The sequence below is a fragment of the Paenibacillus sp. FSL L8-0644 genome, assembly GCF_038008165.1.
In the GTDB taxonomy this organism is placed as follows: domain Bacteria; phylum Bacillota; class Bacilli; order Paenibacillales; family Paenibacillaceae; genus Paenibacillus; species Paenibacillus polymyxa_D.
Genome location: NZ_JBBOYN010000001.1, coordinates 5,072,744 through 5,088,486 on the forward strand (window position 1 = coordinate 5,072,744; position 15,743 = coordinate 5,088,486).

The 15,743-nt window shown below is 46.3% G+C and carries 16 protein-coding genes; 6 read left to right on the forward strand and 10 right to left on the reverse strand.

The features are described from left to right. Window positions 1-15: 15 nt before the first annotated feature. The 10 genes from NSS94_RS22930 to NSS94_RS22975 all read right to left on the reverse strand — a co-directional run bounded on the left by NSS94_RS22930 (window position 16) and on the right by NSS94_RS22975 (window position 11,742). Window positions 16-849 carry a formate/nitrite transporter family protein gene (locus NSS94_RS22930; protein ID WP_069010034.1) on the reverse strand — a complete coding sequence of 278 codons (834 nt, stop codon included), beginning with the start codon at window positions 847-849 and terminating at the stop codon, window positions 16-18. 386 nt (window positions 850-1,235) lie between these two features. Further along, entirely contained in the window at window positions 1,236-2,597 is a 1,362-nt protein-coding gene (locus tag NSS94_RS22935) for an FAD-dependent oxidoreductase (RefSeq protein ID WP_069010035.1), read from the reverse strand. A 390-nt stretch (window positions 2,598-2,987) separates the two neighbouring features. After that, a complete protein-coding gene (locus NSS94_RS22940) occupies window positions 2,988-3,464 on the reverse strand; it encodes a glutathione peroxidase (protein WP_069010036.1) in 477 nt (158 codons plus the stop codon). An 87-nt stretch (window positions 3,465-3,551) separates the two neighbouring features. Beyond that, entirely contained in the window at window positions 3,552-4,355 is an 804-nt protein-coding gene (locus NSS94_RS22945; RefSeq protein ID WP_341040193.1) for a hypothetical protein, read from the reverse strand. Between the two features lie 12 nt (window positions 4,356-4,367). Continuing rightward, window positions 4,368-5,261 carry an ABC transporter ATP-binding protein gene (locus tag NSS94_RS22950; protein WP_029518547.1) on the reverse strand — a complete coding sequence of 298 codons (894 nt, stop codon included), beginning with the start codon at window positions 5,259-5,261 and terminating at the stop codon, window positions 4,368-4,370. Between the two features lie 231 nt (window positions 5,262-5,492). Continuing rightward, window positions 5,493-6,512: an LLM class flavin-dependent oxidoreductase gene (locus NSS94_RS22955; RefSeq protein WP_029518548.1), complete on the reverse strand. Its 1,020-nt coding sequence runs from the start codon at window positions 6,510-6,512 to the stop codon at window positions 5,493-5,495. 104 nt (window positions 6,513-6,616) lie between these two features. Beyond that, complete coding sequence (locus tag NSS94_RS22960; protein ID WP_069010039.1) at window positions 6,617-7,780, reverse strand: AI-2E family transporter; 1,164 nt, start codon at window positions 7,778-7,780, stop codon at window positions 6,617-6,619. 150 nt (window positions 7,781-7,930) lie between these two features. Next, window positions 7,931-8,944, reverse strand: a complete 1,014-nt coding sequence (locus NSS94_RS22965; protein ID WP_013312376.1) for an LCP family protein — start codon at window positions 8,942-8,944, stop codon at window positions 7,931-7,933. A 91-nt stretch (window positions 8,945-9,035) separates the two neighbouring features. Beyond that, entirely contained in the window at window positions 9,036-9,938 is a 903-nt protein-coding gene (locus NSS94_RS22970; RefSeq protein WP_029518550.1) for a cation diffusion facilitator family transporter, read from the reverse strand. Between the two features lie 157 nt (window positions 9,939-10,095). Further along, window positions 10,096-11,742, reverse strand: coding sequence for a DEAD/DEAH box helicase (locus NSS94_RS22975; protein WP_318627951.1), 1,647 nt, complete (start codon window positions 11,740-11,742; stop codon window positions 10,096-10,098). 350 nt (window positions 11,743-12,092) lie between these two features. Between NSS94_RS22975 and NSS94_RS22980 the strand changes: the two genes are divergently transcribed. The 6 genes from NSS94_RS22980 to NSS94_RS23005 all read left to right on the forward strand — a co-directional run bounded on the left by NSS94_RS22980 (window position 12,093) and on the right by NSS94_RS23005 (window position 15,741). Next, the gene (locus tag NSS94_RS22980; protein WP_341040430.1) at window positions 12,093-12,695 is read left to right on the forward strand and encodes a hypothetical protein; all 603 of its coding nucleotides are present in this window, start codon (window positions 12,093-12,095) and stop codon (window positions 12,693-12,695) included. A gap of 174 nt (window positions 12,696-12,869) precedes the next feature. Next, entirely contained in the window at window positions 12,870-13,379 is a 510-nt protein-coding gene (locus NSS94_RS22985; RefSeq protein ID WP_441913987.1) for an immunity 50 family protein, read from the forward strand. Next, window positions 13,372-13,779 (forward strand): hypothetical protein, encoded by a 408-nt coding sequence (locus NSS94_RS22990; RefSeq protein WP_069010043.1) that lies wholly within the window; start codon window positions 13,372-13,374, stop codon window positions 13,777-13,779. Before NSS94_RS22985 ends, NSS94_RS22990 begins: the two co-directional genes overlap by 8 nt. Window positions 13,780-13,957: 178 nt before the next feature. Continuing rightward, window positions 13,958-14,587: a hypothetical protein gene (locus NSS94_RS22995; RefSeq protein WP_165146079.1), complete on the forward strand. Its 630-nt coding sequence runs from the start codon at window positions 13,958-13,960 to the stop codon at window positions 14,585-14,587. Between the two features lie 82 nt (window positions 14,588-14,669). Further along, window positions 14,670-15,197 (forward strand): SMI1/KNR4 family protein, encoded by a 528-nt coding sequence (locus tag NSS94_RS23000; protein ID WP_341040194.1) that lies wholly within the window; start codon window positions 14,670-14,672, stop codon window positions 15,195-15,197. Continuing rightward, the gene (locus NSS94_RS23005; protein WP_341040195.1) at window positions 15,181-15,741 is read left to right on the forward strand and encodes a hypothetical protein; all 561 of its coding nucleotides are present in this window, start codon (window positions 15,181-15,183) and stop codon (window positions 15,739-15,741) included. Before NSS94_RS23000 ends, NSS94_RS23005 begins: the two co-directional genes overlap by 17 nt. Window positions 15,742-15,743: the final 2 nt, after the last annotated feature.

Genomic DNA, 15,743 nt, shown 5'->3' on the forward strand with positions numbered 1-15,743 from the left:
ATTATGTAGGATCAATCAACGGATTGGATGTGCAACCGAAGAAGTAGTTGGAGATTCATTCACTGGATGTGCGTTGGCTTGAGGCTTTTTCAGATAGGCCAACCAGTAGGCTCCAGCCACAAACAGGCTACCTCCTACCAAATTCCCCAGCCAGACCGGAATGAAGTTCATAACATAATCTGCCCATGAAAAGTGGCCTGCAAAAATAGCCGCCGGAATGAGAAACATATTGGCAACAACGTGCTGAAATCCAATAGCCACAAAGGCCATGGTCGGGAACCAAATCCCCATAATTTTGCCGCCAATGGAGTCTGTGCTATATGCCAACCATACAGCCAGTGCTACGAGCCAGTTACATCCTATACCCGATATAAAAGACTGCAAAAAGCTTTCGTGTAGCTTATGTCCTGCCATATCCACCACTTTGTCCAGATAAGGGCCCGTTTCTGTCAAACCCAGCACATGCCCAAAGAAAAATGCAACGAATAACGCACCTGCAAAATTACTGAGCGTAATAATCGCCAAATTACGAAACATGACTCCTGTCTTAATCCGTCCTGCCCATCTCGCCAAAGGGACCGCCATCATATTGCCGGTCAGCAATTCTCCGCCGGCGATCAAAACTAATACCAGACCAATAGGGAACACCGCAGCTCCAATAAAGGTGGCAATGCTTCCCCATTCTTTAGGCGCACTTGCAATAACACGTATATCCAGCAAAAACCCGAGTGCAATAAATGCACCTGCCAAAAACCCCAGTACCACCGCCACAGTCCACGGGTTGTTCGCCTTGGCCACTCCTGTTTCCACCGTCTTTTCAGCAATTTGCCCCGGTTTATAGCTCGCCATATATCCCCGCTCCTTTAATATCTATTCACTAAAATATTCTTCTTTCATATTTTATTTAAAATCAGTGATTAAGTTTGTGAAAAAAATCACTTTCGTAACTATAAAAAAACAGCCCCTGAAAAAAGGACTGTTTTTCTGTATTATTACATCTACTGCGCTACTACGCGCTTTACATTTAATTGTATTCTTCCTTTTCAACTGCTCTTAAGAACCAAAGAACTCCACCAAGGCCTACCATGGCCACGACTACAAGAAAAAGGATATAAAACAAACCCATAAGTTACTTCCCCCCTGATCCTTATGCTACTCTATATTGTACTATAAGGATTCATCCGTACGCCTCAGATTGTTGACAAACTTATGAACAATGTCACAGACAAATCTAATTATACAGTAACTGGGTTCCGTTCAGATATTGTAGGCAATGCTTGTAAACCTGCCGCGTTCAAGAAATTCCAAGGCTTGTTATAGTGCGGCTGGAAGAAGAAATCGACAAAGGCCAACTGGTCAATGGTCATATGGTTTTGAATGGCTACGGATAGCGTGTTAATGGATTGCGTCAAATCCACCTTCGACATAATTTGAGCACCCAGAATTCTCCGCGTCCCCTGTTCATATACCACTTTCAGTAACACTTTTTCGGAGGTTGGCATAAATTCAGGTCGGTAGCTGTCCTCAATGGTTACAGCTTCTACAGTCATGCCTTCATCTGTTGCCGCAGCTTCCGTCATGCCTGTTCCTGCGATATTGTCTTCGTAAATTTTGATACCCGAAGTTCCTTGGGTTCCCATGTAGGCAATGGTTGGTTGCACCAGATTACGTGCCACCAGCGTACCCATACGAACTGCGTTGGTTGCCAAAGGGATATAAGCCGTTTTGCCGGTCGGATTATAGCGAATTGCACAACTGTCGCCTGCTGCAAACACGTCCGGGCAACTACTTTGCATATAGTTATCCACAATGATCGCACCGTTAGGCAACATATCTACCTGACCTTTGAGCAGATCCGTTTGAGGTCGGAAACCGATGCAGAGAATAACAAGCTCTGTTTCATATTCTCCTTTAGAGGTCACGACTTTACTTACCTTACCGTTCGTACCCTCAAAACGACTCACCGTCTCGCCAAGTACCAGCTTAATGCCATGTTCCTTCAGGGAACTTTCAATCCGGTCTGTATACTCATGGTCCAAATACTTATTCAATATACGATCAGCACTGTCGATCAGCGTTACATTTTTACCATTCATTTGGAAAGCTTCTACCAATTCAACACCAATGTATCCAGCTCCCACGACTGTAATGTTCTGTACGTGCTGGGCTTTCTCAATGATATCATTGGAATGATTATAGTTTTTACAGAGCAAAATATGATCAAGTTCAATGCCTTCCAGCTTTGGAATAATGGGCCATGATCCCGTGGTCACAATTAGTTTATCAAATGTGTCTGTAAATTCCTCACCTGTTTGGAGATTACGGGCATGCAGCGACTTGCCAGCCGTATCCACACTCGTTACCTCATGAAGCATCTTGGTCACTACACCCAAGTCAGACAGTTGATCTGGAGACGAATAAAACAGGCCGTGCGGATCTTTGACGACACCACCTACGTACAGCGCAATACCACAAGATAAAAATGAAATATTATCATTACGCTCGTAAACGGTAATTTCTGCATCTGGATAACATTTAGCTGTGTTAACGATAGCTGCTGTGCCTGCGTGTGTACATCCGATAACTGCTACTTTCATGTTGAATTCCTCCTTGGTGTGTGGGCATAAACTGTATAATAATTGTGAATAGTTTCACGTAAACAGCTCGTTAGTGTTTGTGATTTATTTCACTTCATGCACTTATTATAATGTGATATTTTTCACATTACAATAGCTTTTTGTGATATTCACAATTTGTCCACATTTAAAAAAGAAAGGATATACGAGATCAACTGTTTGCTGAAATGTTTTTTTGCTCCATTCAGTTTCCCCTGTAGGCGGCCTGATTATGCCCATGGAATCGACTTTCACATGATGCTCCCACCTTAGACAAATGCACATGTAGAGAACAAAAAAAGGTCCGCTTCCCGGAGACATGCCGGAAATCAGACCTTTTTAAACATATATTTTGGAATGAAGGCAAAGCTACTATAGCAATTGCTCAATGGCTGCTTTCATCGCTTCTGGTGACTCCTTCGGTTCAAAACGACCCACAGGTACACCTTCACGATTCACAATGAATTTCGTAAAATTCCACTGAATTGTCCCATCTTCCTGTTCTCCAGGCTGTTGCTTTTTCAAATATTCAAACAGAGGCGCTGTATCCGGTCCATTGACGTCCACTTTGGCGAATACCGGGAAATTAACCCCGTAATTCAGTTGGCAAAATTCAGCCGCTTCCTCGCTGCTGCCCGGCTCCTGACCGCCAAATTGGTTGCAAGGAAAGCCTAATACAACTAATCCCCGATCCTTATATTCGTCATAAAGCTTTTGCAAATCCCCATATTGCGGGGTAAGTCCGCATTTACTGGCGGTATTCGCAATAACCAGCACCTTACCAGCGTAAGTATTCAGAGAAACCTCCTGATTCGCTGGTGTTACGGCATTATGTGAATAGACAGACATACAGCATCCTCCTTCGTGTCACTTGGTTTAGGTTACATAACCTATTTTAACCAAAAGGTGACGGACATGCCAACATCCACAGAGACTTTACCGTGATGCCACCACTTCGAGTCTGCGTTCTTCACGTTCGGAAGCGGACATTTTGGGGCAAGTATAACAATACCGCTGACCTCCACCTGTCTTGTAATATTGGCAACAGGACGGTTTCATGTAGGTATTTTCACCAGGGCGGTAAGGATTGTCCAATTCAACGAGACGAACCGTAAACGGATTTCTTTTACGCCCGAATATCTCTCCCTCAAGTTCACGTGTCACATACATATAATCTTGTTCAAAGCGCTCCACATCCTGAGGATCAGTCAACGATGGCTGTACTCTATCCTTAAAATACAGCAATGCCAACGGAAACTGTCCCCACATTTGGCCGATAGATGCGCTCCCCACTGTAGCAATTGCTTCCAATAGGGGCCGCATCTGCAAACTGTAAAAGTCTCGTAACACTTGCTGAGCCTGTTTGGAAGAACGGTGATCTCCATGGTTCCACGTATTGTCCAGCTCTGTTAAGTCGATGACCTGAAGACTAATAGAGGGATATTGACCTTCATAACAAATATGAAATCTGAGATTAGAAACGGACAGGTCCCAACGGCGTTCACACAGTGATACCATAAAATGCTGCGCAAACACGAGGCCACGCAACTGGTTCGCAAAGTAAACGGCTGCGGTTAAATCGTCTTCAGCACGCAGAAGATCGCCATAATACTCCATCACAGAGCGGATCTTATCTGGTTCAAGCCATTCGGCCACTGGCCGGGAATATACAGCATCCTCCGGCGTGACTCTCACTATGTTTGCTAGTTGCTCAAGCTGATCGTAATCCAGTGGTTTCATGGTATGTCCCCTTTAACCTCTTGCCGCTACTTGTGCTCTAGCATCACGTCGCTCAGCAACAGAACCCACAGGTTGCTTATCTTCCACATTCATTTCTTTTATGGCTTGGCTTACCGCAGGCTGTCCAGCCAAAGCATACGGAAGACAGAGCGGTACACCTGTACGAGGATCTGTTACAATATCAGCCTCAATCCCGAACACTTCACGCAGCACATCAGGGGACATAACCTCAGTTGGAGTTCCTACCGCCTCAGCTTTCCCTTTTTTGATTGCAATCATATGCTGAGCATACCGGGCCGCATGGTTCAAATCATGCACGACCATAACAATGGTGCGCTCCTCCGAAGTATTTAGATACTCCAGCAAATGCAGCACTTCCAGTTGATGCGCCATATCTAAAAATGTCGTCGGCTCATCCAGAAACAAAATATCCGTATCCTGCGCAAGTGCCATAGCAATCCAGGCACGCTGACGCTGACCGCCAGAAAGCTGATCAATCGGACGATCGTGGAACTCGCTCATTCCCGTTACTTGAATGGCCCACTCTACCATTTTGCGATCTTCCGCTTTCATGGAACCAAAACCTTTTTGATAAGGAAAACGTCCGTAAGATACCAGTTCCGTCACGGTTAATCCTTCCGGTGCAGTCGGATTTTGCGGCAAAATAGCCAGCTGCTTAGCTACTTCCCGGGTGGATTGCTTATGAATGGATTTACCGTCAAGCAGAACACTGCCGCCCTTAGGATTCATGATGCGAGCCATCGTCTTCAGAATAGTGGACTTGCCAGAACCATTTGCGCCCACCAAGGCTGTGATTTTCCCTTGCGGTATTTCTACGTTCAGATCTTCTACAATCAATCGATCTTCATAAGCAATATCCAGATTTGCCGTTTTCAGACGAAACATGTGGAATCATCCCTTTCCCTTATCCAATATATATAGTCACGGGCTTAACGCACGACTTTCATCAAAACTTCATTCTATCTTTATATAATAAAGATATTGATAATCATTATCAAGTGTTAACTGGTTTATTTCCTATATCATACAGTGCATATCATCCAATATTTCCTCAAAAAATTCAAAAAAAGATCACAGCTCCTCGAAGCTGTGATCTTTCAAATCCGGCGAATTGCATTATGACTGTACAGAAGACAGTCCAAATGCTTCGGCCATGAGACGTATAGATTTCATTTTGGCATCAAAGTCATGAATAATGCTCGCAACCATGATCTCCTGTGCATTATAGTCCTTACTTAATTGCTCAATCTGACGCTTCACCTGTTCGGGCGAACCGACCACCATACGTTTGCGATTCTCACGTATCCGCATCCGGTCAAACGGCGTATACGGATACGCCAGTGCCTTTTCCACGGAAGGTGTTCCAGCGGAGCGCATTCCCTGCTCTAATAGTACAAGAGACAAGTCCATGCTGGAAGCCAAGCGATTGGCCTCCTCTTCGGTATCCGCACAGATCGCAAATACGGCAACAAGCGAACGTGGTTGGTCACTATGCTGGGAAGGCTGGAAGCTTTCCTGGTATTCCTTCATAGCCCCTGTGCCGCCTTCACCATTAATGAACTGTGCAAACGCAAAGCCCACGCCACGCTCGGCTGCCAGACCTGCGCTATCACCACTGGAGCCGAGCAACCACATTTCCGGTACAGTTTCTATAAGCGGCATCGCCTGTAGCGAACCGAAACGGTGATTATTGCCTGTGCTGTCATGTAAATAAGCTAACAGGTCATCCAACTGCTCAGGGTATAGATCTACACCCCCTCGCATTTTGCCTTCTTGCAGGGCTCTGGTAGCAATGGGCATTCCTCCAGGCGCCCGTCCCAGACCTAAATCAATGCGTCCCGGATACAATCCCTCCAACACACGAAAGTTTTCCGCTACTTTATAAGCGCTGTAATGAGGCAGCATCACCCCACCCGACCCCACTCGAATGGCCCGAGTACGGGCGGCCAGATGTGAAATCAGTACCTCCGGGCTGGACCCAGCGAGATTTGCTGCAGAATGATGCTCTGATACCCAAAAGCGATGATAACCCAAGCGTTCCGCCTCTATAGCAAGCTCAGCGGTCTTTTGTAATGCCTGCGCATGCGTCATGCCTTCCGATACCGGAGATTGGTCAAGAATGCTGAGTTTTATCATAAAAGTCTGACCTTTCTATTTGGGAATAAGGATAGGCATTAATTATAGCACGCGTAGCCACAGTTACCCAAGAGGGGCCCATATCAATTTTATAGTGGAAAATTTCATTTTTCGTAAAGACTTGCGTTCCCTTTATCCGCCTCATAGAGATGCGAACGCTTTTTAAAGAAACTGTACAAATGTGTAACGATTACTTTCAAGACAGCGTACCCCGGAACCGCCAGTACAATTCCCACCACACCAAACAAATTGCCTGCGGTCAGAATAACGAAGATAATCGTGATCGGATGTACCCGAAGAGATTTGCCCATAATTTGTGGAGAAATTAATTTACCCTCAATGAGCTGTACGACTGTCCACACGATAACCATCTTGAGCAGCATAATCGGTGAGGTGACCAAGGCTACAATTAACGCAGGTGTAATGGCAATGACGGGACCTAAGTAGGGGACAACGCTCGTAAAGGATGCAATGACTGCAAGCGTCAGAGAGTAGTCTAATCCAATGATTAGGTAACCAATATACAACAGCGCCCCAATACAGAAGCTGACAATAATCTGCCCACGAATATAGGAACTGACCTGATGATTCATCTCGGTCATAATGCGATCTGTTTCTTTACGAAACATAGGCGGGAGCATTTTCAGGATAAACTGTGGTAGCTTGTGTCCATCTTTTAGCAAGTAGAACAGAATAAATGGAACCGTGGCAATCGCAAGTACCGTTTCTGTAACCACGCCCAAAAAGCTGCCCACACCCGTCCATGCATTATTAATAAAGCTAGATAACTTTTCAGAAGCTTTGGAGGCCAGCTCTGATGGATTAATTTGAATCGTGTTCTGGAACTGGTTTACAAAATCGCTGCCGATCAGTTTCTCGAATTGTCGTTGTACTTGCTCGCTATAGGCAGGGAAATTTTGAATAAGCCCCTGTATTTGATCACGGATCACAGGCACCACCGATGTAACCACAATCGCAATAACCCCTATAATAAGCAAAAACAATACAACAATGGAGTATACTCGTTTCACCTTGTTACGCTCCAGTACATCAACCAACGGGTTGAACAGATAGTACAACACGCCGGATAATATGACAGGGAGAATGATCGTTTTTAACAGCACTATGACAGGTGTGAATATGTATGAAATTTTGGTAAGAACCAAGATATTCAAGCCGATCAGCAGCAGTACCAGCAGGAATAACACAAACTTGTTGTTCAGAAAAAACTTCTTGAATCGGTCTTTCCATGCCGGAGTTATTTCCACACCACATTCCCCTTCTCTTTACACAAATGAGTATACGTTCTTCATAGATACGATATATTTTTGGAACAAAATATACAAGCTTATACCCAAATAAACACAAAAGCAAACAAAGTTGTACGTCATCGTACGAACTTCGCTTGCTTTCGAGGGTTATGGAGTATCATTTATCGTGGTTGCAGCATCCACCGTCGTGGTCACAGGTTTGTTCTCCTGTTCAAAAAGATTCTGTATGAAGCGCTTGAGCTTTCTTTCGTCTACACCCAATACCTGCGCACCCTTAATGGTTTCCCCGCGCACCAATTCATTCGGCGGGATTTGCTGCTTCGCTACTGTTGTTGCATCGATATTAAAGCCCAATGAAGCCAATTGCAGCATTTCCGTAGTACTCAGATTCGTTTCAATATAAGGAGAAATGCTATTTAAAATACTCGGCAGTTTGATTAGAGATGAGGTTGACTGAATTTTACCGCCAAGCTCAGTAATGAATTTGCGTTGCCGCTCCGTACGCGTAAAATCGGAAGTCGCATCATGACGGAAGCGTACATATTGCAAGGCTGTTTTACCGTCCATGTGCTGCATTCCCTTTTTCAAATCAATATCAAACTGGTGTTTATCCGCCTTGGAGGTATAATGCATATCTTTTTCGACATCCAGGTCAATACCACCCACAGAATCAACCAGCGCAATAAAACCATTGAAATCAGTATATACATAATATTGAATTGGTATGCCCAGCAGGTCGCTCACGGTCTGTCTGGTCAAATCCGGTCCCCCGTAGGAAAAGGCAGCATTCAATCGACTTTGCCCATGACCTGGGATATTGACGTAGGTATCACGAAGAATCGACATCAGTGTAGCCTTTTTCGTAACCGGATCAATAGAAGCAACCATAACGGAGTCAGAACGCCCTGAATCCTCTCCACGGGAGTCGCCGCCTAGCAGCAGAATATTCACTCTTTCTGTCCCATCCCATTCCGGTGGGAGCGATACCTCTACAGGTTGTACATTGGTTTGAGTTTGTGCCTGCGGTTTGAATTTCGAATCCTGTCCGGAAGCAACTGAAATTTGATTCGTAAAATGATATATAGAATACGTATAATATCCGCCCACTAAAAGAACCGCCGCAGTCACAGAAATGCCTAACCATTTTAAAAATTTTCGCATATTTTCGGGTAACCTCGCTTTTATTCATCATCGTTCGGCTTTTAAAAGCATACCCTTCCTGCAAGTTATCTGTCAATTCGCGCCGTCTGTTCTAGTGGTCGTCCGCATACCATGGATTCAAATGGACAAGCACCTCATAAACCCGCGGTTCCCGCTTCATGACAGCCCCCTTAATCAGTCGAATAATATCGTGTCCCTGCTGGATCGTCAAAGAGGCATCCACTGAAGCGCGGATATCCACGATAATATAATGGCCGTGCTCACGGGCACGGATACGGTCAATACGTTGAACCTCGGCTACACTCAGTGCGGCTGCGGCGTAGCTCTCAATTTCCTCCGTTGCAATCGCCTTTTCCATAAGCACATCTATGGATTCACGGCCCATTTCCCACGCCAATTTCAGAACTAGCAATGCCACTACGAATCCCGCAATAGGGTCACCGTAAGATAAGATTGAAATGCCCCAGTGCTCCCCAATCAGCCCCAATCCGATACCCAGTACAGCAGCCCCAGAGGCGTACACATCAGCGAGATGATCTTTTGCCGTTGCAATAAGACCCTGACTATTGGCCGCTCTCCCGATACGAATCGTGTAGATATACAGCCACTGTTTCCAGAGCAAGGAAATAATGGCGGCCACCAATGCCAGTATATGCTCCTGTGGCATCGGTTCGAACAGTGCTGCAATCGAATGATAGCCGATGAATATACCCGCTCCAAACAATATGACCGCCACCACGCTTGCACCGATCACTTCTGCCTTGCCGTGACCATAAGGATGGTCCTCATCCGGCGGCTGGCTAGATATGCGCATCGCCCCCAGTGCCGTTGCAGAGGCAATCACGTCCCCAGCATTATGCACACCATCGGCTACCAGCACCTTGCTGTTGAACATAAGTCCTGTAATAATCTTAATGCCGGTTAATAGGATGTTGCTAATCAGGCTGATCCATGCTGAGACCATGGCGCGCTTGCCCATATCCTGTTCCTGCATGATGTATAACCCCTCCAAATTTATCTTTTGAATTTATCTTATGGCGCTGCTCTTTCAGCGGTATGGATGAAGATTACAATAGCCCCGGAAGATGAGCCTCCCCGGGGCTATTATGATAACCATAGTGGAGCATTCTATGAGAATACTCCTATTTTATCTATCTGGACCGTCCGCGACGGCCTCCTTGTCCTTGACCACCACGCGGGCCGCCTTTGGCTTGTCCACCGCGGCCACCTTGGCCTCCGCGCGCAGAACCACTGCTGCTGCGGTCATACCCACCGCGCTCGCTGCTTTGTCCTGCCGAGCGACCTTGGCCTCCTCGTGCGGAACCGCCGCTGCTGCGGTCATATCCACCGCGCTCGCTGCTTTGCCCTGCCGAGCGACCTTGGCCTCCACGTGCAGAACCGCCGCTACTACGGTCATACCCGCCACGCTCGCTGCTTTGTCCCGCCGAGCGACCTTGGCCTCCGCGTGCGGAACCGCTGCTGCGGTCATATCCGCTGCGCTCGTTACTGCCGCGGCTAGAGCGACGTTCGCCGCCTGCACTGTCACGACGGCCCGCCTGTTCGCGGCCGCTGCCCCGGCGTCCACCGCCGGAGTCGTTGCCACCGTAGGAACGGCGGTCGTTTCTGCCCGAACGGCGTTCTCGACCCTGCCGATCAGCCGTATCGGAAGCAGGTCTACGCTGTCCGCCGCCCTCACTGCTGGTGAATGTGACACCAGCAACTTTCTGGATGTTCCGAAGCTCTGGAATATCCCTTGGCGTAGCGAGCGTCACCGCCACGCCTTTGCCTCCGGCACGGCCGGTACGCCCGATGCGGTGGATGTAGCTTTCGGCATCCTGCGGCATGTCGTAGTTGAAGACATGCGTGACGCCTTCTACATCCAGGCCGCGTGCAGCTACATCAGTCGCTACGAGCAATTGGAGTTTCGCTTCACGAAACGCCTTCATCACTTGCTCCCGCTTGTTCTGGGACAAATCCCCGTGAAGCTCACCGCTCTGAAAGCCCATTTCTTGCAGCTCTTCGTTCAGTTTGGCAGCCCGGCGCTTCGTACGGCAGAAAATAACAGCCAAGTACGGACGATCCGTATTCAGCATATCCACCAATGCCTGTTGCTTACCACGGTCTGTTGTTTGCACAACGACCTGACGGATTTGGCTCACCGGAACGGAAGAAGCGGATTTCACTTTGACATCTACAGGTTCGTTCATATATACACGAGCCAGTTTGCGAATACCGGCTGGCATCGTAGCGGAGAACAGCATCGTCTGTCTCCGGTAAGGAACTTCCTGAAGAATCGTCTCCACATCGTTCAAAAAGCCCATGTGTAACATTTGATCGGCTTCATCCAGGACCAGCATTTTAATGCCGCCTAGATCCAGCGTGCCACGTCTCAGGTGATCCAGCAGTCGCCCAGGTGTCCCAATAATCAGTTGTGCGCCACCTTTCAGTTTACGAAGCTGACGCTCCACGTCCTGTCCTCCGTAAACAGCTAGTAGAGATAAACTCGGCTCCGCAGCAGCCAAGCATTTAGCTTCCTCTGTAATCTGGAGTGCCAATTCACGCGTAGGTGCAATCACAAGCGCCTGCGGGTGCCGCTTGTCCAAATTCAGCTTTTGTAAAATCGGCAGTAAAAACGCAAGCGTCTTCCCTGTCCCCGTATGTGCCTCGGCAATCACATCCTGACCTTCCATCAACAGTGGAATGGACTCCTGCTGTACAGGTGTTGGCGCTGAGATGCCCTGCTCTTTCAAGGCTTCTACCCAATGTTGCTCCACACCTAATGCTGTAAAATTCTTCAAGTTGTATTCACTTCCCTTATCTGTATTCAATATGTGTCACGTAAAATAGGTTCATGTGCCATATGACATCTATCGTTCCATAGTTCAGAATTCCCATTTTTGTATCGGTTCTCATTCTCCCCTTTTCAGGAAGGGAGCATATCCGTTATCGTTGAATCTGTTCATGTAACTCAACATACGGCCGCAAGGCGGCTCAGGCCGTTCCATATATGACTTTCCTAGTATACGCGAAGTTGAACTGGTTTCCAAACGATTTTAATGAACAGGACCACAGTCTATATAAAAGGTGAATTCGATCTTCATGTCATATATTATGGTATAAGAATTGGTAATTCATGAATAAAGGATGGATGCTTGTGGTTAACAACTTGCATTATAATTTTATAATGGCCGGTTCCTTGTCGGAGAAGCACACTTTGTTTGCTGAAGAGTGCTTTACTAACCTGTTCGATTGTTTTGAAACGTTCCTGAATATATCAGGAATCCGCAATACCCGTGTGTCTATCTATCAATCCACGAAAGCCAAACACGGTAAGATTCGCTGGGACAAGCAGGAGTTGCTTCGTATTGTAACCAATGATGAATTGACTCCTTTGATGCTGGTTATAGAGGCGCCTAGTATCAAATCGTCCTATAACAAAGGGACGACGCCGGAAGTGTACATTCTTTTGTCCAATGACCCCATGTCCCAATCATCCAATAATTGCGGCATACTCGTTTCGATCCGTCAGGACGTTTATGAACGTATCGACCAAACAATCGTCGAAGACGTTATGATGCAGCTCAGCCAGTGGATAAAGGCAAACAAAATGTTACATAGCTCGCGCAACTTTTATGCTGGCAGTAAAGCACGCGCCATTATGGATATTCTTCCATTTATGCTCGAACAGGATACCCCGGATATGAAGTATGTTTTTCAATCGTGGACTCCGTTCCCTTTACCACACACTTAAACAATCCGTCATACTATTAACCCCAGGAGGCTGCAATTTATGCAAATTCAAGTTCAAAAGGTTGAAAAAAAAGAGAACGAATATCTCATTCATTATCAAGCCGGGGGAGCGTTGCCGTTCGTTCCGCATGATATTGTTCTGATCCATGGCAAACAGTATTTTATAGGCACGATTTTGAAAGTAGAGCCGGAACAGGCCCTTGTCCGTATTAATCCGGAATATGAAGACCAACTGGCAGGGTCCATCGGACTGGAGCTGGCTTTCTCTCCAACTGTTTCTATTCAAGGTGCAGACAGCATTGTCGAAAAGCTTGGCTATTTCCCTCCCTTTCATTATGACCGAATTACAGCTGCTAATATGACGAAAGACCAGATTACGCTGACGATTGAGCTATCCTACGCTAGCGTGCTTGTCCCTAAATCACCGGATCTGGAGCCTTCAACTGAGGCACCTGTAATCCCTGAAGCTCCAGCAAAAGACGTCCCACGCTATGCAGTAACTTTTACATTTCTGGAAACTAAAGAGCATGTATTAAGCCCTGTAGAAACAGAAAATATCATTTTGCAACTTGACTTCCGTTATGAAGAGGCTGATATGGTCGTTGACATCGATGCCTTGTCGGGGCTGTCAGGCAGCTTTCTGTGCAGAGGCATCCGTGCAGAGATTACGGAACTTCATGAATAAACAAGAAGCCCGTGAGCTGTTGCGCTGTCATTCTTTTATCCATGATGATCTGGAGCATCCCAAAATGCGAAGCGGATTTTTAGGGATGCTTCGCCCCTTCCAAGGCGAACTGATCGAGGACAATTTTCATGAACTCATGACTATCATTGAAGTTCTGGCAGATGAGTTGGAGAAACCATCCATAGAACGAGAGTTGATTGCCGCACTGTGGGGGATTTGCCAATATACACGGGCATGGGCGTTGCATCCTGATGGTATGCTGCAGCGAAATCATCTGCTGACCGTAGAGCAGATCAACACCCTCGACGATTGGATTGATACAATCTCCTATGCGGTTATGGTGCTGCTGGAGGGTGGCGGACCGGAAGAAGCTTTATCGAGCTACAGACATGAGAGTTGATCCGCAGTGATACATATATCTTAGTCAAGGGGGCCGCTTTTGCATTGCTTCGCGCACATAAAAGCATGCCTTTCGCACAACATGCTCTGAAACAATTAGTTGAGCATGAAGAATTCGGTGCATCTGCCAAACGGGAGCTTTTCACATAATCGACAACCAAAGGAGAATCACTCTACTTATGCGTGTAAGAATATTTATATTCATATTAATTATCGGAATTATATGTGTGCCTGCGTATTTTATTATGAGCAGCTTTGGATTATTTCAAAATGAAAAGGTGCTTGTACATTACAAGCTTGCCATTGAGGTAAAGGATAAAAAGTATGATGCCTGGCCTTTAATCAGTAGCTATGCCGCTATAGATAAAAGAGGGGACAGTCGTCAGCTCTACTACCAGGCGGAGGGCTCAGGCTTAGAGTATCTGTTTCAGCTAGCCTATGGACAATATGAACTCCGACCCTCCAAGGAAAATCCTTTTCTGGACGGAGGAGTCCACTATACCATGGATCATCCCGAGTATGTGCGTGAGGAAAAGGAGTATGAGAATGCTAACGACTACACGGAATTAACCCATTTTTATAATCAGCAGGAACGGATGATTTATACCTATAATCCCGAAGCCAAGCTCGATAAAACATACGTCCGTTCCATCATCACCGCTGGGATGACTCGCACAACTGGTAATTCAAGCCGTCCGGTTAAGGATGACTATATCAATATCAGTAAGCTGTTTAAGGATAAGCTAGGAGTGAATGTGAAGGTAGATGTGGATGAGGACAACAAAATCGTCACCCTATCGATGACATGATTTCACAGTGATGCACCGCTGCGTCGTCTCATTTCCAAAAAAGAGATTTATGGTTTACTAGAATCAAGGGGGCTGGTTGTTGATGTCATTCGCAATTGAATCAGGGCTTTTGCCTGCCCAGATCGCAGCATTGGAGGAACAGATACAGCATATATTGCCCGCTGGCTATAAACGTTTTCTTTCACAATATAACGGATTTTATGTAGCCGCCCCTTTTTATTGCAATGTGCCCTTCGATCGAGTGGATAACGGAGACATTGATTTGACTTGTTTTTTCGGATATGAGATATCCAACAAAAATCATGACCTTCTAGCGATTAATGATGAATTTCTGGATGAAATCAATCATGTCGAGAACGCTCTGTTGATTGGTGCAGATGCGGGCGACAATTTTTACGTTCTGATATGTAATGAATACACCCCATATATGTACTACTGGGACCGCACACATCTTCATGCCTATGATGACAAACTGAACTATGATATTGCAGAGCAGGACGAATGTGGACATTTGTATCTGGTGGCAACAGACTTTACAACGTTTTTTAATCAGGTAATTGAACAACTCACCGAGCAGAAAGGGAGGCCTACTGATGACAGAAATACATAATGCTAAGCAGGGACCGGCTTATTTGGAGGGTTGGGTTGTACCCGAAAACCCCGAGGCATGGGTCGAGCAGGAGTGGACAGGTACGCTTCGTTCACAGGCAGGACATACGAAATTCCACATTTTTTATTACGGAGAACTTATGGACGAGCTGATCACTGGTACTGAATTTGCACCCCAACTCATTATTGCAGAAGATGCAGTCACAGGTGAACAGATCGTGATTTTTGACGGAACCCGCCATGGTTACGATGCTCTGCTATGCGAAGTTTATACCAAGGAGCAGCAGAACAATCGCACTCCCCTGCTGCCCTATTTGGACGAAGATGGTGAAGATACTTTCGAGGTAAGCGTAACTACCTTTTATAATGTTGATTGGGATGACGAGTTTGCAGACGATGTAGATGAGAATGGGCAGTTAGAGCTGATCAACGGCGAACGATGCGATTTTGAAGATGCGAAGCGGAACGGCTATGATGCGATCAGCATTACGATTACCAGCGCTAAAGGCCTAAAAACAGAGATCATTCAGGAAGAGCTGGCCTGACG

Bases quoted from the DNA above. Each gene is read 5' to 3' on its own strand.
- NSS94_RS22995 (WP_165146079.1), top strand. From the start codon at position 13,958: ATGCGTGTAAGAATATTTATATTCATATTAATTATCGGAATTATATGT.
- NSS94_RS22930 (WP_069010034.1), bottom strand. From the start codon at position 849: ATGGCGAGCTATAAACCGGGGCAAATTGCTGAAAAGACGGTGGAAACA.
- NSS94_RS22965 (WP_013312376.1), bottom strand. From the start codon at position 8,944: ATGCGAAAATTTTTAAAATGGTTAGGCATTTCTGTGACTGCGGCGGTT.
- NSS94_RS22980 (WP_341040430.1), top strand. From the start codon at position 12,093: ATGCTTGTGGTTAACAACTTGCATTATAATTTTATAATGGCCGGTTCC.
- NSS94_RS22940 (WP_069010036.1), bottom strand. From the start codon at position 3,464: ATGTCTGTCTATTCACATAATGCCGTAACACCAGCGAATCAGGAGGTT.
- NSS94_RS22935 (WP_069010035.1), bottom strand. From the start codon at position 2,597: ATGAAAGTAGCAGTTATCGGATGTACACACGCAGGCACAGCAGCTATC.
- NSS94_RS22950 (WP_029518547.1), bottom strand. From the start codon at position 5,261: ATGTTTCGTCTGAAAACGGCAAATCTGGATATTGCTTATGAAGATCGA.
- NSS94_RS22945 (WP_341040193.1), bottom strand. From the start codon at position 4,355: ATGAAACCACTGGATTACGATCAGCTTGAGCAACTAGCAAACATAGTG.
- NSS94_RS22990 (WP_069010043.1), top strand. From the start codon at position 13,372: ATGAATAAACAAGAAGCCCGTGAGCTGTTGCGCTGTCATTCTTTTATC.
- NSS94_RS23005 (WP_341040195.1), top strand. From the start codon at position 15,181: ATGACAGAAATACATAATGCTAAGCAGGGACCGGCTTATTTGGAGGGT.
- NSS94_RS22970 (WP_029518550.1), bottom strand. From the start codon at position 9,938: ATGCAGGAACAGGATATGGGCAAGCGCGCCATGGTCTCAGCATGGATC.
- NSS94_RS23000 (WP_341040194.1), top strand. From the start codon at position 14,670: ATGTCATTCGCAATTGAATCAGGGCTTTTGCCTGCCCAGATCGCAGCA.
- NSS94_RS22955 (WP_029518548.1), bottom strand. From the start codon at position 6,512: ATGATAAAACTCAGCATTCTTGACCAATCTCCGGTATCGGAAGGCATG.